The following is a 19,773-nucleotide window of genomic DNA, read 5'->3' on the forward strand; positions in this document are numbered from 1 at the left end:
CGCAGACAGGAATTGACCATGGCCATACAATCCCTTGCATCCTACGCAATGCCGGGCCCGGACTCCTTTCGAATAAACAAGGTCAATTGGAGTTTTGCGCCCGAGCGCGCGGCGCTGCTGATCCACGACATGCAAGACTATTTCGTCGGCTTCTACGGCGAGGAAAGTCCGCTCGTCGATCAGCTCATCTCAAATATTCGAAGGCTGCGCGCCTTTTTCAGGGCCCACGGCGCCCCGGTGATCTATACGGCCCAGCCCATTGAACAGAGCGATGAAGATCGGGGCTTGCTGAATGATATGTGGGGATCTGGTCTGAACGCCCAACCGCACAGACGCAAAATTGTTGAGCCTTTATTGCCGGACGCCGGGGAGACAGTGCTGACGAAGTGGCGTTACAGCGCGTTCAAGCGCTCGCGATTGGCCGAGATGATGAAGGAGATGGGCAGAGATCAACTGGCGATCTGCGGCGTCTACGGCCACATCGGTTGTCTGACGACGGCGCTCGACGCGTTCATGCATGACATCAAGCCTTTCATGATCGCCGACGCCATCGGCGATTTTTCGCTCGAAGATCATCTCATGACCCTGAACTATGTCGCGGGACGCTGCGGCATGGTGGTCGGCGTCGACGACGTGCTCGCCGCGCGAAACACACATTCTGCGCCGCTGACCAGAGAAGTCCTCAAGAAACAGCTCTTGTCGGCGCTCGATGTCGAGGAATCAGAATTCGACCCCGACGAAAACCTTATCGATTACGGCCTCGATTCGGTGCGAGTCATGATGCTGGTCACCGAATGGCGCAAGCTCGGCATCGATGTGGGTTTTGACGAGTTGGCGAAAAAGCCGACCTTGAATGGCTGGTGGGACATCATCGATCGCCGGCTCGCCGCGGTCGTCTCCGCGTGACGTCTCGGCGGTTGCGAATGGATTTTTCAGGAAAGCGGATCTGGGTCACGGGCGCCGGCCAGGGAATTGGCTATGCGACGGCCGCCCAATTCGCCGCGCTCGGCGGCGACGTTGTCGGGCTGGACAAGACGTTCCCGGCCTCGAGCTATCCTTTCGCGACAATGCGCCTCGACGTCAGCGCGCGCGATCAGGTACAAGAGACCTGCCGAGCCTTGCTGAAAGAGCGTCCGAGATTGGATGTGCTGGTCAGCACCGCGGGCGTGCTGCGTCTTGGTTTGACGGAAGAGCTGAGCCTGGATGACTGGGCCGCGTGTATGAACGTCAACGCGTCCGGCCCCTTCCACCTGTTTCAGCAGACCATCCCGCAGTTCAAACGGCAACGCTCGGGCGCCATCGTCAGCGTCGGCTCCAACGCCGCGCATACGCCGCGCATGCTGATGAGCGCCTATTGCGCCTCGAAGGCGGCGCTGACCAGTCTGACGCACTGCGTGGGCTTGGAGCTCGCGCCTTACGGCGTGAGGTGCAATCTCGTTTCCCCAGGCTCCACGGACACCGCCATGCAGCGGTCCATGTGGCGTTCGGCAGACGCAGAGAAGCAAGTGATCGCCGGAGACCTCGAATCGTTCAAACTGGGAATTCCGCTGGGAAAGATCGCCGCTCCGGAGGAGATCGCAAGCGCCATCGTGTTTCTTGCGTCGGATCTCGCCAGCCACATCACGCTTCAGGACCTTGTCGTGGACGGCGGCGCGACGCTTGCAGCTTAAAGGCTGATCGGCGCGCCTACATGCCTGCCAGGTGTCCCCCCGCCGTCGTGCCCCGCCCCGCGGCCGCGGCAGGGCTCGCATAGCCGACATCTGCGCTCGAGCGTCGGTCTTTGGCGAGACCGCTTCGACACGTTATAGATCACCAAGCGCGATTGCGACACTGAAGCTTCAGAGAGCCCGCCCCGGCCTGAATGATGATCAAAATCAGCCTATTACTGTCCGCGACCTTAGCCTGCTTGGCCATTGTTGCGTCAACGCCCGCATGCCCGGAAACCAGCTTCCCTTCGGCGAAAAAGATGCAGGTCGTGGTGTTGGAAAGCCCTCCGTTCGTCATGAAGACTGACCAAGGATTTACTGGATTTGCGATCGACCTGTGGGAGGAGAGCGCCAAGCGCATGGGCTTGGATTACGAATATCGGGAAGCATCAACCCTCCAAGAGCTTCTCGATTCAGTAACCACGGGAAAATCCGACGTTGCGGTCACCGAGTTGACGATAAACGCCGAGCGGATGGAGCGAATGGATTTTTCCCAGCCCTGGTTCGATGCGGGCTTGCAGATGATGATTCATCAAGCGCCCCCGGCTGGTTTCTGGAGTTTTTTCGAGCAGCTTGAGGAGAATGGCCATCTTAGAGTGTATCTTTGGATGGGGCTTGGCGTGATCGTCGCTTCTTTTCTCCTTACGGCGCTGGATAGGCGCCTGGACCCCGAGTTTCCAGCGGAGTGGAAACAGGGCTTTTCCGAGAGTTTTTATCACGTCCTCTCGGTTTTGACGTCTGGGAAAACAAATCACAAGCTGGTGTTCGGAAGTTACGGGACGATGATCGCTGGCATCTGGCTCGTCATGGGCGCGGGCGTTGTGGCTTACATAACGTCTTCGATCACCAGCGTCATGACTGTGAACTCTCTGGAACGGCGGATATGGGTCGCGGACAAAGACAGGATCGAGGATTTAACGGATCTTAAAGGCAAGATTGTTGGCACGCTCAGCGGGAGCGTCGCGAACATGTATGTCGCGAAGGCGGGACTGTCCGGACGGGGATTCAGCACCCTCGGCACTCTCGTCAAGGCGCTCGCGGAAAATCGCGTGGATGCGATTGTAGCCGACCAGCCTTCCCTCGTTTATCACCTACATCAGCACCCTGATTTACCCGTGATCGCCGTAGGCAAGGTCGTAAGACACGAAAAATATGGGTTCGCTCTGAAGTCTGGGAGCCCAATCCGTCTGAAGCTGTCAAAACAGGTGATGCTCGCCTGGGAAACCGGCCTGATCGACCGTTTGCGAAAAAAGTATCTCGGCGGCTGAGAGCGCGCGAAACGCGTGGCGCAATTGCGAATTAAGAGATAGCGTGTCGCCCATAACTACAGGAGAACTTATGGCACAGTTTCGGATTTTGGTGACTGCGGCTACACTTGGTCTTGGTCTTGGTCTTGGTTTTGCTTTTGCTTTGGCGCCTACAGCATTGAACGCCATGCCGGCAGCCTTGGTAAATGCTGCGGTTCAGGCTCCGATCGAGAAGGTTTATGGGGGATGTGGCGTTTACGGACACCGTGGCCCCTATGGCGGTTGCCGGGCTGGCGGGCAGGCTACTGGATCGCGCTATCGCCGGTAAGTGATCTCTCTTTAGCCAATACAGCACCCCGAGGGCTTAGCTCCTCGGGTGACCCTCTTGAGACCTGGCGGCGATCTTCAGACGGGCTCTCAAGAGTGAATTAAAGGAGGGCACAGGCTGCTGCGCCCTTAGTCTTGGGTTTTTAGGAGTGGGCCTTGGGCCGTGACGATCAGATAAACCCTGGTCGCCCAGAGTTTGGCGCCGCGGTATTTGCGGCGCAAGTAGCAGGGCGCCTATCGACGCGGAACCAATGTCCGCGTATCGATGGCGGGTACGACCGCTTCGAGGATTGTCCGTGACATCAAATACAGATCAGCCGAATACGACCGAGCTCGCCGCCGAAATCGTGGCGGCCTTCGTCTCGCGCAATTCGCTCCCCGTTTCGGAGCTTCCCGCTCTGATCTTGTCCGTGGATGCGACGTTGCGCCGCCTCGCGACGGGCGCGCCGGCGACGCCGGCTTCGCCAGCCGAGCAACCCACGCCCGCAGTCTCCATCCGCAAGTCGATTACTGCGGACCATCTGATCTGTCTGGACGACGGGAAGCGGTTCAAATCGCTCAAGCGGCATCTCGCGACGCTGGGGATGACGCCTGAGGCGTATCGCGCCAAGTGGGGCTTGCCCGCAGACTATCCCATGGTCGCGGCGAACTATGCGGCGCGGCGCTCGGACCTGGCGAAGAGCATGGGGCTCGGTCAATCGCGCGACAAGGCTGCCCCGGCGAAGCGCGGGCGCAAGCCGAAGGCGAGCGCTTAACAGGGAGCGGGAGGCAATGCTTGCCATTCCCAGTCCCAAACGCTCCTGATCGACCTTATCTTCCGTCGACTGCTATGAAGCCGCTTCTTCCGAGCAGCGGCATTCGGCGCATGGGTCTTTGCACCACGCCTCGCGAATCAGCCTTTTGGCTGCTTTGATCGCGAGGGCAGGGAAATGCCTGTTCTCGTTCGGGGAGATTGCGGGAGACACGCTTGGAGGATCGCGTCGAGCGAGCGCTTTGACAGTCGTCTCACGATCACCATTTTACGCTCATGGATCTCCCGATCGGCGAACTGTTCATCTTGGGCTTTCGCGACCCGCTCATACCTGGCTGGCTGCGAGATTTTGCCCGGCGCTTCGGCTTGGGCGGCGTCATCCTTTTCGACTACGACTGTACTGATCAGAAATTCGAGCGGAACGTCTATGGGCCGGCTCAGCTTGAGGAGCTTTGCGAGAGTCTTCACGCTCTCCCTTCGCGTCCCCTCATTTTCATCGATCAGGAAGGCGGCAAGGTCCGCCGGTTGAAGGAAGAACGCGGCTTTAATCCGCTGCCCAGCGCCCGACAGTTCGGGCGATTGACCCCTGCGGAGCGGCGCGACGTTCTACGCCCGTCCTATGCGCAGATGCGACAGATCGGCATTGATGTGAACCTGTCGCCTGTCGTCGATCTCGACATCAACCCCGACAGCCCCGATGTCGGGTCGGTCCAGCGCAGCTATTCGAGCGATCCGAAGGTTGTCGAGGCATGCGTGGAGGCGCTGGCGGAAGTCGCTGGTTCGGTGAATTTGAAACTTTGCTTGAAGCACTTTCCCGGAACCGGCGGCGCGAAGGTGAACCCCCACGACCACGTCATGGATCTTTCCGATTGCCTCACCGACGCGCAAGTCAACGTGTTCAAGGAGCTGATCTCGCGCGTGCCGATGGTCCTGTTCAGCCATGGCATCGTCAACCAATGGGAAAAAAACACACCCGTCTGCCTCTCGGCTGTCGCGGTGAAAAAAATGCGCGTCTGGGCGCCGGACGCCTGCATCCTGACAGACGATTTGCAAATGCAGGGCGTGCAAAAGCTGATGTCGACGGGCGAGGCCTGCGCGAAGGCGGTTCGCGCCGGCGCGGATTTGATCCTCATCGGCAACAACATGAAAGACGAGCAGGACCAGGCGGCGGAATTCGCCCATCGGCTGCTCTCGGCCTGCGCGCAGGATACGTCCATGCGGGCGCACGCCGAGGCGTCCATCACACGAGTGCGGACGCTGAAATTTGGCTGAAGCGGGAGTGCGCGAGCCCACGAACTGGCGCGCGATTGAGCCTTACTCGTGCGTCACATCTTCCCGAATGTACGGCTGGGTCTCTCGAAGGTCAGCCGCCTTTCGCCGCTCGACCATCAAGCTCATGGCGCGACGTAAATGGCCCTCGGCCTCATCCAGCGCCGCCGCCGCCTCGGCGAGCCCGTAACCCTGCAGCAACAGAAAGGCGAGCTTCACGCTCCCGCCGGCGCGCTGCAAGGCCTCATGGATCTCCTCGTCGCCGCGGCCGGTCAGACGCGACAGGATTTTTTCGCTCCGTCGGACCAGTTTCTTGTTCGAAGCCTGCACATCCACCATGAGGCCGTCGTAGACGCGCCCGAGCAGGATCATGACGAGCGACGAGAGCAGAATAAGCGTGATTCGCTGGGCGGTCCCCGCCTTCATCCGCGTCGAGCCGGCGATCGGTTCGGCGCCGGTTTCGAGAAAAATCGAATGATCGGCCTCCTGGAGAAGCGGCGTCCCGCGATTATTCGCGACGCCGATTGTCAGGGAGCCTCTGTTTTTCGCCTCGCGTAAACAGGCGAGCGTAAAAGGCGTTGTGCCGCTTGCGGCCACCGCGATGGTCACATCGGACGCCCCAATCTCATGCCGCCGAACGAGTTCGACCGCCTGATGGTCCTGGTCTTCGGCGCCCTCAACAGCGTGTAGCAGAGCGGTCTGTCCGCCCGCCATGAGGAGCAGAAGTCGATCTTGCGGCCAGCCGAAGGTCGGCATGAGCTCCGCCCCATCCTGGGCGGCCAAACGACCGGATGTGCCCGCGCCGACGTAAACGAGCCGTCCAGGCCCGCGCAGCCGGCGCTCAATGGCAAGCGCCGCCCGCTCAATCGCGGGGCGCGCGGCGCGAACGGCGGCGACGGCGGAAAATTGCCCTTCGATCATGGAGTCCAGGATCTCGGCCGGCTCCCAGACGTCGATCTTGGCATAGCGCGGACTTTGGCGTTCGGTCTCCGTCGGGCACATCGGCGCAATTCCAGCTGATAAGCCGCATATGGCCAATGACGGAGAGAGTTCAAGCTAAGCTTGCTGTAGCAGGCTGATGACGGCGGCTCCGACGCGGGAGCTGCGCTGAAACTTGCTTTCCCGCGCGTCCGGCTCAATCTCTGTGCTGATGGGTTTGAACGGAAGCCTAAACCAATGACCGTCCTCGACGCTCAGATGATTTCCGACATGCGAGAGGCTCCGGCGGCCGTGCGACGGCAGGGTGACGGGCTCGCCGAGGTTCTCCCAGTGCTCGCGGATCGGTTACGGCGCAAGCCGCCTCAAGTCGTCGTCACCTGCGCGCGCGGCAGTTCGGCGCACGCCGCGACCTTCGGCAAGCATCTGATCGAGCGATACCTCGGCGTCGTGGTGGCGCCTGCCGCGCCCAGCATCACGACGATCTATCATCAGCCTCTGCGCCTGGCTGACCAGCTGTTTCTCGCGATTTCACAGTCTGGCGAAAGCAGCGACATCATCGAACAGGCCGCTGCGGCGCGCGCCTGCGGCGCCGTGACGGCCTGCATTACAAATGACCCAGTGAGCGGGCTGGCGCAGGCCTGCGAATTCGTGTTGCCGATGGCGGCGGGCCCGGAACTGAGCATTCCCGCGACGAAGACCTTCGTCGCGTCGGTGGCGGCGCTTGCCCGACTGGTCGCCTTTTGGGCTGAGGACAAGGCGCTCGCGCGCGCGCTGACGGCATTGCCGGATCGCCTCGCGGCCGCCGGCGATCTCGACTGGAGCGGCGTGCTCGAGAGGATCGCAGGCGCGGAAAGCCTCGTCACGATCGGACGCGGTCCGACGCTCGCCATCGCGCGCGAGGCCGCACTGAAACTGAAGGAAACCTCCGATCTGCATGCAGAATGCTTTTCGTCGGCCGAATTCCTCCACGGCCCGGTCGCTCTGGTGGCGCCTGACTATCCCGTGCTCATGTTTGCGCCGACCGACGCCGCCGCCGCCGGGATGACGCAGCTCGCCGCGGATCTTAAGGCCAAGGGCGCGGCGGTCTTCATCACCTCATCGGAGGAGCGGACGCCGGACCGGCTTCCAGCATTGCCCGCGGAACATCCCGAAACCGACGCGATCTGTCTCATCCAGAGCTTCTACGCCATGGTCGTTCGCTTGGCCGCGATGCGCGGAAAGAACGCCGACCAGCCGCGCCACCTGCGCAAGATCACGCGCACGCGATGAACGGCTGCTCTCGATATGCAGTGGCCGCGGACGTCGTCTTCGACGGCGAAAAAAAGCATGGCGACTTCGCCGTCGTGATTGACGATATGCGAATCGCGGCGCTGACGCCGCGATCGGACCTCCCATCCTCAGTAGAAGTTTATAACGTCCCTCAAGGCGCCTGGCTCGCGCCGGGCTTTATCGACATTCAGGTCAACGGCGGAGGAGACGTCCTTTTCAACGCCGATCCAACGCCCTCCGCTTTGGCGAAGATGGCGCAGGCGCATCGCAAGTTCGGCGTGACATCGCTTTTGCCGACCCTCATCACCGACGGCGATGAGACGATGGCGGCGGCGCTTCGCGCCGTCAGCGCAATCATGCCGAGCGAGCCCGGCATTCTCGGAATTCATCTCGAGGGCCCGTTCTTGTCGCCGGAAAAGCCGGGCGTTCATCGGCGAGAATTTATCCGCCGCCCGCAAGCGCATCATCGCCAGATGCTCGGCGCGTTTCGCGCGGGCGTATTGCTCGTGACGCTCGCGCCCGAGGAGGCGCCCGACGGCTTCATCGCCGAACTTGTCGCTGCGGGCGCGAAGGTCTCGCTCGGTCATTCGATGGCGACTTATGAGGAAACCCGCGCCGCAATGGCCGAGGGCCTTACGGGCTTCACGCATTTGTTCAACGCGATGCGTCCGCTTTCCGCCCGCGAGCCCGGACCTGCCGCGGCTGCGCTCGAATCGCCCAACGCCTCTTACGGGCTCATCGTCGACGGCGCGCACGTCGTCCCCGCCATGCTGGGATTGGCGATGCGCGGCGTCGGGCGCCCCATGCTGGTGAGCGACGCCATGCCGCCAGTCGGCGGCGAAAGGGGAGAGTTCGATCTTCTTGGCGCGCCGATCGCTGTGCGCGACGGCAGTTGCCGCACGCAGGAGGGCGCGCTGGCCGGATCGTCGATCGAGATGGCGAGCGCGGTGCGCAACTGCGTGCGGCTTCTCGGACTTCCTCTGGAGCGGGCGCTGCGCTGCGCCTCTCGCCACCCTGCCGAGTTTCTGGGTCTCGGACGCTCGCTCGGCCGCCTCGCGCCGGGGTATCGCGCCGACATGGCGGCGTTCGACCCGAAGGATATTTCGGTCTCCGCCGTCTGGGTGGCCGGCGAAAGATCGGATTATTGTCGGGGGGCGTAGCTCGTGGGCCGCGTCAGAAGCGCGACCACCTCGCTCAAGCGAATCTTGAGCATCCACAAAAGTGCTTGCCGGGCGATGAACTATATCGCAGACAATTCTCACTTCTCGATTCATTGGATTGGGTTGAGCCGCCGCGCTTAGGGAGAGACCGATGTCTACCGATCAAAACTTCCCGTCGGAAAAAGTGGTGTCGGAACTCGTCGCGCCGCAAGTTGTGCGGCCTCTCGATCAGCGTGGCCGGGTGGAACGTAGAGAAGTGCTGCGCGCCGGCGCCGCCGGAATCATCGGGACCATTTTCGGCGGCAAATCCGCCAATGCGACAGGGCTGTTCTCAGGCCTGATGGGAGACGCAGCGTCGGCGGCGGAGGTGAATGCGCCGCGTCTTGCGACGCTCGGCGACTACGTCTGGCTCACCCCGACGAAGCTCGGCGGGGGCGCTCAGGTGCAGGATCTTGCGACCGGCAAGACAATGGCCTGGATCGAATATTGGAATTACGGCGACAGCTGCCCGATCGCCCATCATCTCGCGGCCTTCCCTTCGGCCGACCCGCGCAAAGGCTTCGAGTTCGTAAACTCGACCCAAGGTGGGCAGAACGTCCTGATTTATGGCATCCCCACGCAGATCCGGGAACATGGAATGCTCGATCCTTTGTGGGGCCAGGGCAATCAGATCTATCGCGTCGGCTTCGACGGGCAGCAGATGAATTTGCTCGAGAATGTCGCCGAGACCACGGGGATCGGACTTGGCGTGCACACCGTGATCTTCCCGGATGCGTCTGGCTTCACGGTCGCGGACGGGCAAAAGGATGTGGTCGCCTTCTTCAATCGCGCCACCGGAAACCAGAAGACGACGGTGATCGACGCCTTCCGTTTCGACTGGCGTGGAAACGAGCCGGACGGCGTGCTCGAGGACAATTGGTTCAAGGGAGGGACCGTTCGCGTTTCCCGTCTCTTAAAGGCGTCTGACACCGGGCTCTATGATTATCGCGGCGTTAAGGGAAACAAGCTCGATTGGGAGATGGTGCCCATGGGCGAGTATCTCGCCTATTCGGGACAGCTTCCGGGCGACTCGGTGAAGACGCTCACCGGCGCCGATAATTGCGTCCACCATCCGATCCATCCGCTCTCGCTGGTGACGCTTCGCATGTTCGCCGTCGGCGTCGTCATCGACCGCACGACGATGGAGCCGGTTGCGTGCATTTCTTCCCCTGACGGCACGACGAAGGAAAGCATTCCCGTCAAAAAGATCGCCGACGGCATCTGGGACATCAAGCTGGACAATGTCGTGTCGTCGGGACACGAATGCGGTTTTGGACCGCACGGCAAATGGTTCACCATGACGAACAACACCCGCCAAAACAGCATGGGCGTGTTCGATTGTGCGGACCGCGATCCGCGCAACTGGAAGCGAGTCGCCCAGTTCAAGGATTCGCACTGGGTCGGATCGACGCCGAGCCCGTTCCACATCACCTATTCGATGGACGGCTCGAAAATGTTTGTCTCCGAGCTGCATCGCAAGCCGGCGAAAAGCGCCATCGTCGTCGTCGACACCAATACGTGGACGACAATCAAGCGCTTCGAGAATGTCGGCGTTGACCTGCAGACGATGCATGTCACCTATGACGGCAAATATGTGCTCGCGATCTTCAGCGGATTCCAGCGGCTCGAAGGAGGAACCTTCATCTTCACGCAGGATACGCTGGAGCCCGTTGGTTATATTCCGAACTTTGGCGGTCACCACGACTGCGTCATTGTCCCGCGGAACAACGAAGAACTGATCCACAGCCGCTGCACCACGGTCTGACGGGATTGGCGGAACCCGCAAAGATGACTCGCTTGCGTCCGGCGACGAGCCTCTCAAGCGATCGCGGCTACACAACGACGCGGCCTCGCCCCGTAAGCCAGGCCGCATCGACCTGCAGATAACGGTTCCACCCATGACGAAACGCCATCGCTCGCGCTTCCTGCTGGTGCGGCTCGGCGCTCAGAACGTCGGACGTCGGCTGCTGCGCAGTCTCTTGCTCGGCTTGGCGGTGATGATCGCCGTCGGGGTTGTCTTCTCCGGCTTCGTCACCGGCTGGTCGCTGCGGGAAGGAATCCTGACGACCTTTTCGCGAATGGGCGCCGACCTCGTTGTCGTGCCGCATGGCGCCTTGGTGAACATCACCAGCACGCTGCTCACGATACAGCCGACGGATCTCGATCTGGATGTTGGTCTGGGCGACAAGCTCAGAGCCGTTCCCGGCGTGGCGAAGGTCGCCGCGCAGCATCTCATCCGCGCGAGCGTCGAGGGGCGCGCGATCAATCTGATCGCCTATGATCAGGCGACCGATTTCACCGTCGAATCCTGGTTGCCCGCGGGGGAGAAACCCGTGGCGGCCACGGGAGGCCTGCTTGGTGGGGAGCGGGTCGCGCTGAAAACTGGCGAAGCCCTGACGATTTGTGGCCGGTCGCTGGTCGTGATGGGACGATTGGGCCGAACGGGCGTGGGTCCCTTCGATGAATCTTATTTCATCACCTTTTCCGCGCTCAACGAACTTATCGCCGCCGCGATCCGGGCGCGCCCCGCGACCGTCCCTGTTCATCCGCCCGCGTCTTCGCCTTCCGAAGGGGCCGGTGCGACGCATCATGATCACGCCGCAGGACCGGCGGAATGTCTTCCATCAGTCGAGCAGGATCGCGTCTCTGCATTTCTCCTGCAACTGTCGCCCGGCGCCTCGGCGGAGCAAGCGCGTTTCGCCATTGGCCAGATCCCGGCAATCAAAATTGTCTCGGGCAATCCGATCTTCACGGCCGCGCGCCAATCGCTTGGCAGTCTCTTCTGGGGCGTGGCGATTTTTGCAGGCTTGCTGATGCTGGCGATATTCTTTCTCGTGTCGTTGCTGTTTTCCGCCATCGTCCAAGAGCGCTATCGCGAAATCGGCGTGCTGCGGGCTATGGGCGCGCGGCCGGCGCAGATCATATCGATCACCCTGATCGAGGCGGGGCTCATCACAGGCTTTGGCGGTCTGTTAGGCATCGGTGCGGGTTTCTCGCTGATCTTCGTTTTTGCCCGTTCTCTCGGCTTTTATTTCTCGTCACTCGGCGTCCCCTTCGACGCCCCGCCTGCCGGGGTCATATGGATCGCCGCGGGCGCGGCCACGCTCTGCGGCGTCGCGATCGGCGTCGGAGGGGCTTTCGTCGCCGCTTGGCGGACACGGCGTTTCGAACCCTACGCGATGATCCAGATGGAAAGCGCGCGATGATCCTTTCCGCCAAGGGTTTGCGGAAGCATTACGGCGGCGATCCTGGCGTGGACGCGGTGATCTCTGCCGATTTGATCGTTGGCGCAGGCGAGTTCGTTTCGATCGTCGGACGATCTGGCTCCGGTAAATCGACGCTGCTCGCCATGGTCGGCGGGCTGACGCCGCCGACGGCGGGCAACGTTCAACTCGCAGGAGACGAGATCTGGGATCTTCCCGAGGCGCAGCTTGCCGATATCCGGCGAGAGCGGATCGGCTTCGTCTTTCAGTTCCAGAGTCTCCTTCCGAATCTTCGCGCCATCGACAACGTCGCCTTGCCGGCGCTACTCGGTTACAACGTGACGCCAGAATGCGCCTATGCGCGCGCGCAAGGCCTTCTCGCCCGCGTCGGCCTGAGCGATCGGGTGACAACCTTCCCAGGACAGATGTCCGGCGGCGAGCAGCGTCGCGTCGTCATCGCTCGGGCCCTGATCAACGAACCGCAATTGCTTCTCGGGGACGAACCCACAAGCGACCTCGACGAGGAGACGGAAGAAGAGATCTTCGCGCTGCTCGATGATTTGCGACGAGAAGAAAATTTCGCCATGGCGCTCGTCACGCACAACCATGCGCTGGCGCAACGCGCCGATCGCATGTTTGAGATGCGGCAAGGAATTCTTCTTCCCAGCAGCGCGCCGCGCGCCTTCGTCGCTGCGCCGATCCGCTATGCCGAACCGACCGCGCAAAAAACGCCCGCGCCGATCGGCGCCGAGGCAGACGGCGCGCGCGATTTCGAAAAACTCGGCAAGACGCTGTGGGCGACAGCAGGACGCATCTTCGCCGCCGCAGCGCTTTTGTTCGTCCTCGCGTCGTCAGCGAATTACGGCGTGGCGCGCTACCAGCAGTATGAACTCGACGCCGGTCGGCAGCGACTCGCCGCCCTCGAAGAACTTGCGACCTCCACCCTCCAGAGCGACATCGCGTCGATTACGCAGCTCGGCGACGGCCGTTATGAGGTGACGATTTATCTGGAGAACACAAAAGCCGAACAACCCATTTACGTCATGTCGCCGAGCGTGCAGGGTTTCGTGCAGGTTGGAGTCGGCTGGCAGGAGGCGCCGCTCACGCCGATCGACGACGCGACCGCCGCAGTGCTGAAAGTCACAGGCCGGCAGCTCTACCGCTTCGTTTTTGAGGCCCGCCTCGCGAAATTCACCGAATTATTGCCCCACTACATGCATGTGCGCTTCAGCAACAACATGCTTGTCAGTCCCGAGAGCACGCCCACCAATGAGTTATTTCAGCGGGTCGACAATTATTATGTCTATCTGAAACCGGACAATGTCGACGACGCGACGATCGCAAAAGATGTCCGATTTCCCGGGCCGCCTCCGCTCTGGATCTGGATGCCGCCGCACTGAAGTCGCGAGCTTTGGCGCCCTTCTCCAGTGTCTCCCTCAAGTCGATGGGCGCAACGGCGCGCTACCAAACGGGCGCATCGAACGGGTTCCAATGGTCAAATAAGGTGCAAGAAACTATTCATCCTATCAAATAAAAACACTCCCGATCAATTCAGGCGCGTCGCTAAATTACTGAATTGTTTGGGTCTGTACACCGCTTGCCGGGGCTTATTCAGCTGACGTGACCCCTGGCGGCGACGATCGCAGCATTGCCTTGAGCTACAGAGTGCCCTATCTAAGCAACCAGCTTTATCGGAGCGTATTCGGCAGTTGTTCGGGTCATTCGGGGAGTAGTCATGCCGGCAAACTTTGACGCGCTCGCGAATGCTATCGAACAGAGCGAGAAGGACCTGCTGAGCCGATGGATCGCGGCGCTGACGGCGGTGGGCGCCACGCGAAGCGGTCAGACGTCCGACAAGGATTTGAAGGACGCCTGTGGGCGATTTCTGAAAGAGCTGCGCCGCGCTCTTCAGAATGGCGCCAGCGAAGATATCGCCAGCGAACAGTGGCAAGATGCGCGCGACGTGCTCGAAGAGATTTCGGCGGCCCGCGCGCTGCGCGGATACAGCCCCGTCGAGACCGCGCTATTCGTGTTCTCGCTGAAAGAGCCGCTTTTTGATCTGCTGCGGCAAACGCTGGCGCGTGAAAAGCACATGGCGGACGTGCTGGTCGCCTCGGGGGCGCTTCTCGATCGTCTCGGCTTATTTACCACCGAGGTTTATCAGAAGAGCCGCGAAGAGGTCATCAAGCGTCAACAGGACGAATTATTGGAGCTGTCGACTCCGGTCATCCAGCTTTGGGACAAGATTCTCGCGCTGCCGCTCATTGGCACGCTCGATAGCGCACGCACGCAGATCGTGATGGAGAATCTTCTACAAACGATCGTCGACGCGGGGGCCGAAATCGCCATCATCGACATCACGGGCGTGCCGGCCGTCGATACGTTGGTCGCGCAGCATTTGATCAAGACGGTGGCGGCGGCGCGGCTCATGGGCGCAGATTGCATCATCAGCGGCATCCGTCCGCAAATCGCTCAGACGATCGTCCATCTGGGACTCGATCTTCAGGTCGTCTCCAAAGCAACGATGGCGGACGCCCTCTCGCTGGCGTTGAAAAAGACGGGTCAGAAGGTGGAACGCTTGGCGGCGCGGGGCTGATGCGGTGGATAAGATCCCGATCCTCAAAGTCGGCAAGTGCCTTCTCGTCACGATTCAAATCGACATGCATGACCGCCTCGCCATGGCGCTGCAGGACGATCTGACCAACGCGATCGTCACCAGCAGGGCGAAGGGCGTGTTGATCGACGTTTCCGCGCTCGAGATCGTCGATTCCTTCATCGGCCGCATGCTTAGCAACATAGCCAGCGCGTCACGGGTGCTTGACGCCGTCACCATCGTCGTGGGCATGCGGCCGCATGTCGCGATCACCCTCGTCGAGCTGGGCGTTCAGCTGAGCGGCATTCAGACCGCCCGCAACGTCGATAAAGGTCTGGAGACGATCAGCAGGCTGATCGAGCAGTCAGAGTCGACCGATGCTTACGGAGACGATTGAAACCGTTCCGATTCGAAGCTCGGAAGACATCGTTCGCGTTCGGCAGAAAGTCCGCTTTCAAGCTGGCGCAATGGGCATGAGCCTTATCGATCAAACCAAATTCATCACCGCCGCGAGCGAAATAGCGCGTAACACCTTCGAATATGGCGGAGGCGGCGAACTGGTCATGGAAACCCTTCGCGACGGCGCGCGCCGAGGGTTGCGACTGACGTTTTTGGACGAAGGTCCTGGCATCGCGGACATTGAACAGGCGATGCGCGATCACTTCACGACAGGCGGGGGGCTTGGGCTGGGTTTGGGAGGCGCAAAGCGGCTCGTCAACGAGTTCGACATCGAATCTCGACCTGGCGAGGGAACGCGCATCTCGCTCATTCGTTGGAAATGACATGCTGTTGCCGGTGGATGATCCTTCGCGAGTCGCGGAAGTGCGCAGGGCGGCGACGCAGTTGGCGTCGTCACAAGATTTTTCGGAGGAGGCGATCGGCAGAATAGCGATCGTCGCCACTGAACTCGCGACCAACATCCTCAAACACGCGAAAAAGGGCGAGTTTTCCATCGATCTCTTCGATGACGCCGACGGGCGGGGCGTCGAACTGCTGGCGCTCGATCGCGGGCCGGGGCTCGCCGACGTCGCAAAATGTCTCGGCGATGGGTATTCGACCTTCGGCAGTCGTGGCGGCGGACTGGGCGCGGCGCAGCGGCTCTCCAGCACCTTCGGCATCTACTCGAAGCCTTCGAAGGGCGCAGCGGTGCTGGCGCGTTTTCGCAGGAACGGCGCGGCGTCGAACACCCGGTTCGTGGCGGGCGCGGTCGCGGTGACATGTCCGGGGGAATCCATCTGCGGCGACGCATGGCTGGCTGCCGAGAGAGGCGGCGCGATCGACCTTCTCGTGGTGGACGGAACGGGGCATGGACCGTTTGCGTCTGAAGCTGCGCAGCGCGCCATCTCGACGTTTTCCTCAAGCAAGGACCTGCCGGTCGCGCAGCATGTCGAGCGGATCCATCAGGCCCTTCGGCCGACCAGAGGCGCGGCGGTAGGCCTTGCGCGTTTGGCCGTCGCGAGCGGCCAGGTGGAATTCTGCGGCGTGGGCAACATCTCCGGCGCGGTCGTCAGCCCTGGTGAAGCTCGGAGCCTGGTCTCTTACAATGGCATGGCTGGCCATGGGACGCCGCAGATTCGGACCTTTCAGTATGGCCTCGCGAGAGGTAGTGTGGTCGTTCTGCACAGCGACGGCTTGTCCGCTCGCTGGGATATCGCGCAGTATCCCGGTCTTTGCGGGATGCATCCGGCGCTTATCGCAGGAGTGCTGACGCGGGATTATCGTCGGGGCCGAGACGACGCCACCATCGTGGCGTTGCGCGCCTTGGGGTGAGTCGTGATGCTTCGCATTTTGTCAGTGTCTTTGAAGGCCGAGCCGGACATCGTCTTTGCGCGCCAGCGCGCGCGCCAGCTTGCCGGACTGCTTGGATTCGACCGGCAGGATCAGACCCGCATCGCGACGGCGGTGTCCGAGATCGCACGCAACGCCGTTGAATATGGCGGCGGCGGATGCGTCAAGTTTTCGCTGGCAGGTTCTACGTCCCCGCAACTGTTCCAGGCGACCATCTCGGACGAAGGCGCCGGGATCGCCAACCTTGAAGACGTCCTTGCCGGCCGCCATCGCTCCACCACGGGCATGGGCGTCGGGCTGATCGGCGCGCGTCGGCTTGTGGATCAGTTTTCCATCCAGTCGACCAGTTCAGGCACCGTTGTGGCTCTCAAAAAGCTGCTGCCTGGAACGGTCAAGGTGTTTTCCCATTCTGATCTTGCGGAAATTTCCGATCGCCTGCTGAGGGAAGACGCCAACGACCCAATGATCGAGCTGCGCCGGCAGAATCAGGAGCTTATTTTCAGTCTGGAGGAGGTCGAACGGCAGCGCAAGGAACTGGCTTCACTGAACGAAGAACTGCACGACACGAACCGCGGGGTGGTCGCTCTTTATTCCGATCTCGACGAAAAGGCGGAGCATCTGCGGCGCGCGGACAGCCTCAAATCTCGCTTTCTTTCCAACATGACTCACGAGTTCAGGACGCCGCTCAACTCGATATTGGCGCTGACCCACCTGCTGCTCGATCGGTGTGACGGCGAACTCATGCCTGAGCAGGAGCGACAGATTTCGTTCATCCGGAAGTCGGCGGAGAGCCTGACCGAACTCGTCAACGACCTTCTCGATCTCGCGAAAGTCGAAGCCGGCAGAATCGAGATCAGGCCCGTCGAATTTCGGATCGGCGATCTCTTCGGCGCCTTGCGCGGCATGCTGCGGCCGCTGCTGGTTGGAGACAAGGTCAATCTCGTGTTCGAGGACGCTTCGTCGCTGCCGGCGATGTTTAGCGATGAGGCCAAGATTTCACAGGTGCTGCGCAACCTGATTTCGAATGCGCTAAAATTCACTGAGGCCGGGGAAATTCATATCAAGGCGTCGATGTCGGACGGGTGCTTCACTTTCACGGTGAAGGACGACGGCATCGGCATCGCCCCAGAGCATCATGAGCTCATTTTTCAGGAGTTCTCACAGCTCGACAGTCCCATCCAGCGCCGAGTGAGGGGCACGGGACTGGGCCTTCCCTTGTCGAAACGGCTGTGCAAGCTTTTGGGCGGCGATATCCAAGTCGACAGCGCGGTCGGCAAGGGATCGACCTTCTCCTTTACGCTGCCAGCCGCCTACGCGGGCGCCATGGTGGACCTTGCCGAGCCCTTGATCGAGCCGCCGCCGGAAGATGAGCGCATTCCGGTTCTTGCGATCGAAGACGACCCTGCGGACATGATGGTCTATGAGGCCACCCTGCGTCACTCTCCTTACAGGCTGATCGGCGCGCGAAACTTGAAGGAGGCGCGCCGGAAAGTTCATGAGGTCAAGCCCCGCGCGATTATTCTCGATCTCCTACTGGAAGGCGCAGACACTTGGGCGCTGCTGGCTGATCTCAAGAGCGCGCCGGAATCGCAGGGAATCCCGGTTATTGTCGTCTCGACCATTGAGGACCGCGCGAAAGCGGCGCGGCTCGGCGCTGACGGCTATGGAGTAAAGCCCATTGAACGCGCCTGGCTCCTCGCCAAGCTGCATGAATTGATCGACGAGACAGAAGCGAAGCGCGTCCTTTTGATCGACGATGACGAGGCCTCGCGCTACATCATCCGTCGATGTCTCGCGGACGAGCCCTACGTTCTCAGCGAAGCCGCGACCGGCGAAGCGGGTCTGGCGAGCGCCGCCGAACACCTCCCGGATCTGGTGTTGCTCGACCTCAAACTTCCCGGCATCAGCGGCTTCGATGTGCTCGATCGGCTGACGGACAATCCAAAAACAGCGCAGGTTCCGATTGTCGTTGTCACGGCGACAGCTCTGAACGAGCACGACCTGGAGCGTCTCGGCGGCGCCAAGCAAGTCGTCGCAAAAAGCGGGCTTTCGAAAGAGGCGCTCGCTCCTGTAGTGGCTGAGGCGCTCGGCGCGGGAGCCCAGCCATGAACATCGAAAGCGCCCGTCTATTGGTCGTCGACGACATTGCCGAGGCGCGCTACGCCAAGGTGCGGGCGCTGCAAAAAGCGGGCTGGTCAGTCAGTGAAACGAGCGGCGGTGAGGAGACGCTCGCCTTCGTCGCCTCGCGCCCGACGGACCTCGTCGTTCTCGATACGATGCTGCCCGACATTCTGGGCACCGAAGTATGTCGAGAGATCAAGCGTAAGCGGCCCGACATCATGGTGCTGCAGACTTCGGCCACCTTTATTGGGCCTGACGCCAAGGTAACGGCGCTCGACGCGGGCGCCGATGCGTATTTGGTGGAGCCTGCCGAAGCGCCAGTGCTCGTCGCCACGGTCAGGGCCTTGTTACGCGCGAAAAGCGCTGAGGATCGGCTACGCGTCGCGAATGAAAGCCTCCTCGCTCGAACTCTCGAGTTGGAAGCGCTGCTCTGTAGCGCGCCTATTGGGCTGGCGTTTTTCGACAAGGCGGGCCGCTGCACGCGCATCAACGATGAAATCGCTAGCGTCAGCGCGCTCACGGCGAAGGGCCAGATCGGCCGCACATTCAAAGAAATATTTCCAAACAGCGCCAGTTCTCTCGAAATGCTTCTGGGCGAGGTTTTCTCAACGGGAACCGCTTCGCGGAATATAGAGCTTTCGGAGGGCTCCAGCGCCGCCAGCCGGCACTGGTTGACCGGGTTTTTCCCCGTACGAGACGCTTCGGGCGACATCACGGCGGCGGGCTGTTGGGCGGTCGATATTTCCGACCGGAAGAGAGCGGAAGAACACAAAGAGCTGCTGATCCATGAACTCGATCACAGGGTGAAAAACACCCTTACGGTCGTGCAGTCGCTCGCGTCGCAGACGTTTAGAGGCGCCAGCGTCGACGCGAAAGTCGAGGCTTTCGAGAACAGGCTCTGTGCGCTTTCGGCGGCGCATGACGTTTTGACGCGCGGCAGTTGGAGGGCTGCGGACCTCAGAGAGCTCGTGGTCAAGGCCGCAGAGCTTCATGGAGCGTCCGATCGATTCAGCGTTGAAGGTCCCGATCTGAAACTCAAGCCCAAAGCGGCCTTAGCGCTCGCGATGGGATTGCATGAACTTTGTACAAATGCGCTCAAATACGGCGCTCTATTGAGCAGCGAGGGGCGGGTAAACGTTTGCTGGAGCATCGAAGGCGAAACCGGCCCGCCCCGGTTGCGCTTGATATGGAAAGAAACAGGAGGACCGCGCGTCGAAGCGCCGGTTGATCGCGGATTTGGTTCGAAGCTGCTCGAGAAGTCGCTCGCCAGCGACTTAAAAGGAACGATATCCCTCGACTTTTCTCCCGATGGCGTTACCTGCGCAATGAGCGCCCCTATCGCCGTCTGCGAGTGAGAGACC

General features: G+C 61.3%; 17 protein-coding genes. 16 read left to right on the forward strand and 1 reads right to left on the reverse strand.

Going from position 1 to position 19,773, the window contains the following annotated elements; genetic code table 11:
* The first annotated feature begins 18 nt into the window (after positions 1 to 18).
* The 5 genes from IYX23_RS09095 (at position 19) to IYX23_RS09115 (ending at position 5,303) form a co-directional block, all read left to right on the forward strand.
* Positions 19 to 906 carry an isochorismatase family protein gene (locus IYX23_RS09095; RefSeq protein ID WP_196393152.1) on the forward strand — a complete coding sequence of 296 codons (888 nt, stop codon included), beginning with the start codon at positions 19 to 21 and terminating at the stop codon, positions 904 to 906.
* Positions 907 to 923: 17 nt separating this feature from the next.
* Positions 924 to 1,670 carry a 2,3-dihydro-2,3-dihydroxybenzoate dehydrogenase gene (gene dhbA / locus IYX23_RS09100; RefSeq protein ID WP_196393153.1) on the forward strand — a complete coding sequence of 249 codons (747 nt, stop codon included), beginning with the start codon at positions 924 to 926 and terminating at the stop codon, positions 1,668 to 1,670.
* A 191-nt stretch (positions 1,671 to 1,861) separates the two neighbouring features.
* Positions 1,862 to 2,974, forward strand: coding sequence for a transporter substrate-binding domain-containing protein (locus tag IYX23_RS09105; protein ID WP_196393154.1), 1,113 nt, complete (start codon positions 1,862 to 1,864; stop codon positions 2,972 to 2,974).
* A gap of 602 nt (positions 2,975 to 3,576) precedes the next feature.
* Complete coding sequence (locus IYX23_RS09110; protein ID WP_196393155.1) at positions 3,577 to 4,035, forward strand: MucR family transcriptional regulator; 459 nt, start codon at positions 3,577 to 3,579, stop codon at positions 4,033 to 4,035.
* 272 nt (positions 4,036 to 4,307) lie between these two features.
* Positions 4,308 to 5,303: a glycoside hydrolase family 3 protein gene (locus IYX23_RS09115; protein ID WP_196393156.1), complete on the forward strand. Its 996-nt coding sequence runs from the start codon at positions 4,308 to 4,310 to the stop codon at positions 5,301 to 5,303.
* A 42-nt stretch (positions 5,304 to 5,345) separates the two neighbouring features.
* Here IYX23_RS09115 and IYX23_RS09120 read toward each other — a convergent pair whose 3' ends face one another.
* The gene (locus IYX23_RS09120) at positions 5,346 to 6,302 is read right to left on the reverse strand and encodes an N-acetylmuramic acid 6-phosphate etherase (RefSeq protein WP_196393157.1); all 957 of its coding nucleotides are present in this window, start codon (positions 6,300 to 6,302) and stop codon (positions 5,346 to 5,348) included.
* 174 nt (positions 6,303 to 6,476) lie between these two features.
* Here IYX23_RS09120 and IYX23_RS09125 point away from each other — a divergent pair, with 174 nt between their 5' ends.
* The 11 genes from IYX23_RS09125 (at position 6,477) to IYX23_RS09175 (ending at position 19,767) form a co-directional block, all read left to right on the forward strand.
* Positions 6,477 to 7,508, forward strand: a complete 1,032-nt coding sequence (locus IYX23_RS09125; RefSeq protein ID WP_196393158.1) for an SIS domain-containing protein — start codon at positions 6,477 to 6,479, stop codon at positions 7,506 to 7,508.
* Entirely contained in the window at positions 7,505 to 8,668 is a 1,164-nt protein-coding gene (gene nagA / locus IYX23_RS09130) for an N-acetylglucosamine-6-phosphate deacetylase (protein ID WP_196393159.1), read from the forward strand. Before IYX23_RS09125 ends, nagA begins: the two co-directional genes overlap by 4 nt.
* A gap of 151 nt (positions 8,669 to 8,819) precedes the next feature.
* Positions 8,820 to 10,472, forward strand: a complete 1,653-nt coding sequence (locus tag IYX23_RS09135) for a hypothetical protein (RefSeq protein ID WP_210330612.1) — start codon at positions 8,820 to 8,822, stop codon at positions 10,470 to 10,472.
* A gap of 133 nt (positions 10,473 to 10,605) precedes the next feature.
* Positions 10,606 to 11,913 carry an ABC transporter permease gene (locus tag IYX23_RS09140; protein WP_196393160.1) on the forward strand — a complete coding sequence of 436 codons (1,308 nt, stop codon included), beginning with the start codon at positions 10,606 to 10,608 and terminating at the stop codon, positions 11,911 to 11,913.
* Positions 11,910 to 13,310 carry an ABC transporter ATP-binding protein gene (locus tag IYX23_RS09145; protein ID WP_196393161.1) on the forward strand — a complete coding sequence of 467 codons (1,401 nt, stop codon included), beginning with the start codon at positions 11,910 to 11,912 and terminating at the stop codon, positions 13,308 to 13,310. Before IYX23_RS09140 ends, IYX23_RS09145 begins: the two co-directional genes overlap by 4 nt.
* A 335-nt stretch (positions 13,311 to 13,645) precedes the next feature.
* Positions 13,646 to 14,506, forward strand: coding sequence for an STAS domain-containing protein (locus IYX23_RS09150; RefSeq protein WP_196393162.1), 861 nt, complete (start codon positions 13,646 to 13,648; stop codon positions 14,504 to 14,506).
* A gap of 4 nt (positions 14,507 to 14,510) precedes the next feature.
* On the forward strand, positions 14,511 to 14,900 hold the full coding sequence (locus tag IYX23_RS09155; protein ID WP_196393163.1) for an STAS domain-containing protein: 390 nt from the start codon (positions 14,511 to 14,513) through the stop codon (positions 14,898 to 14,900).
* A 76-nt stretch (positions 14,901 to 14,976) separates the two neighbouring features.
* Positions 14,977 to 15,285 carry an ATP-binding protein gene (locus tag IYX23_RS09160; protein ID WP_246716597.1) on the forward strand — a complete coding sequence of 103 codons (309 nt, stop codon included), beginning with the start codon at positions 14,977 to 14,979 and terminating at the stop codon, positions 15,283 to 15,285.
* Position 15,286: 1 nt separating this feature from the next.
* On the forward strand, positions 15,287 to 16,273 hold the full coding sequence (locus IYX23_RS09165; protein WP_196393165.1) for an ATP-binding SpoIIE family protein phosphatase: 987 nt from the start codon (positions 15,287 to 15,289) through the stop codon (positions 16,271 to 16,273).
* A gap of 6 nt (positions 16,274 to 16,279) precedes the next feature.
* Positions 16,280 to 18,400, forward strand: a complete 2,121-nt coding sequence (locus tag IYX23_RS09170) for an ATP-binding protein (RefSeq protein ID WP_196393166.1) — start codon at positions 16,280 to 16,282, stop codon at positions 18,398 to 18,400.
* Entirely contained in the window at positions 18,397 to 19,767 is a 1,371-nt protein-coding gene (locus tag IYX23_RS09175) for an HWE histidine kinase domain-containing protein (protein WP_196393167.1), read from the forward strand. The genes IYX23_RS09170 and IYX23_RS09175 overlap by 4 nt, the downstream gene beginning before the upstream one ends.
* Positions 19,768 to 19,773 lie beyond the last annotated feature (6 nt).

This window comes from Methylocystis sp. L43, from assembly GCF_015709525.1.
Classification (GTDB): Bacteria; Pseudomonadota; Alphaproteobacteria; order Rhizobiales; family Beijerinckiaceae; genus Methylocystis.

Bases quoted from the DNA above. Each gene is read 5' to 3' on its own strand.
- IYX23_RS09150 (WP_196393162.1), top strand. From the start codon at position 13,646: ATGCCGGCAAACTTTGACGCGCTCGCGAATGCTATCGAACAGAGCGAG.
- IYX23_RS09175 (WP_196393167.1), top strand. From the start codon at position 18,397: ATGAACATCGAAAGCGCCCGTCTATTGGTCGTCGACGACATTGCCGAG.
- IYX23_RS09095 (WP_196393152.1), top strand. From the start codon at position 19: ATGGCCATACAATCCCTTGCATCCTACGCAATGCCGGGCCCGGACTCC.
- dhbA (WP_196393153.1), top strand. From the start codon at position 924: ATGGATTTTTCAGGAAAGCGGATCTGGGTCACGGGCGCCGGCCAGGGA.
- IYX23_RS09125 (WP_196393158.1), top strand. From the start codon at position 6,477: ATGACCGTCCTCGACGCTCAGATGATTTCCGACATGCGAGAGGCTCCG.
- IYX23_RS09140 (WP_196393160.1), top strand. From the start codon at position 10,606: ATGACGAAACGCCATCGCTCGCGCTTCCTGCTGGTGCGGCTCGGCGCT.
- IYX23_RS09145 (WP_196393161.1), top strand. From the start codon at position 11,910: ATGATCCTTTCCGCCAAGGGTTTGCGGAAGCATTACGGCGGCGATCCT.
- IYX23_RS09105 (WP_196393154.1), top strand. From the start codon at position 1,862: ATGATGATCAAAATCAGCCTATTACTGTCCGCGACCTTAGCCTGCTTG.
- IYX23_RS09165 (WP_196393165.1), top strand. From the start codon at position 15,287: ATGCTGTTGCCGGTGGATGATCCTTCGCGAGTCGCGGAAGTGCGCAGG.
- IYX23_RS09115 (WP_196393156.1), top strand. From the start codon at position 4,308: ATGGATCTCCCGATCGGCGAACTGTTCATCTTGGGCTTTCGCGACCCG.
- IYX23_RS09170 (WP_196393166.1), top strand. From the start codon at position 16,280: ATGCTTCGCATTTTGTCAGTGTCTTTGAAGGCCGAGCCGGACATCGTC.
- IYX23_RS09120 (WP_196393157.1), bottom strand. From the start codon at position 6,302: ATGTGCCCGACGGAGACCGAACGCCAAAGTCCGCGCTATGCCAAGATC.
- nagA (WP_196393159.1), top strand. From the start codon at position 7,505: ATGAACGGCTGCTCTCGATATGCAGTGGCCGCGGACGTCGTCTTCGAC.
- IYX23_RS09160 (WP_246716597.1), top strand. From the start codon at position 14,977: ATGAGCCTTATCGATCAAACCAAATTCATCACCGCCGCGAGCGAAATA.
- IYX23_RS09135 (WP_210330612.1), top strand. From the start codon at position 8,820: ATGTCTACCGATCAAAACTTCCCGTCGGAAAAAGTGGTGTCGGAACTC.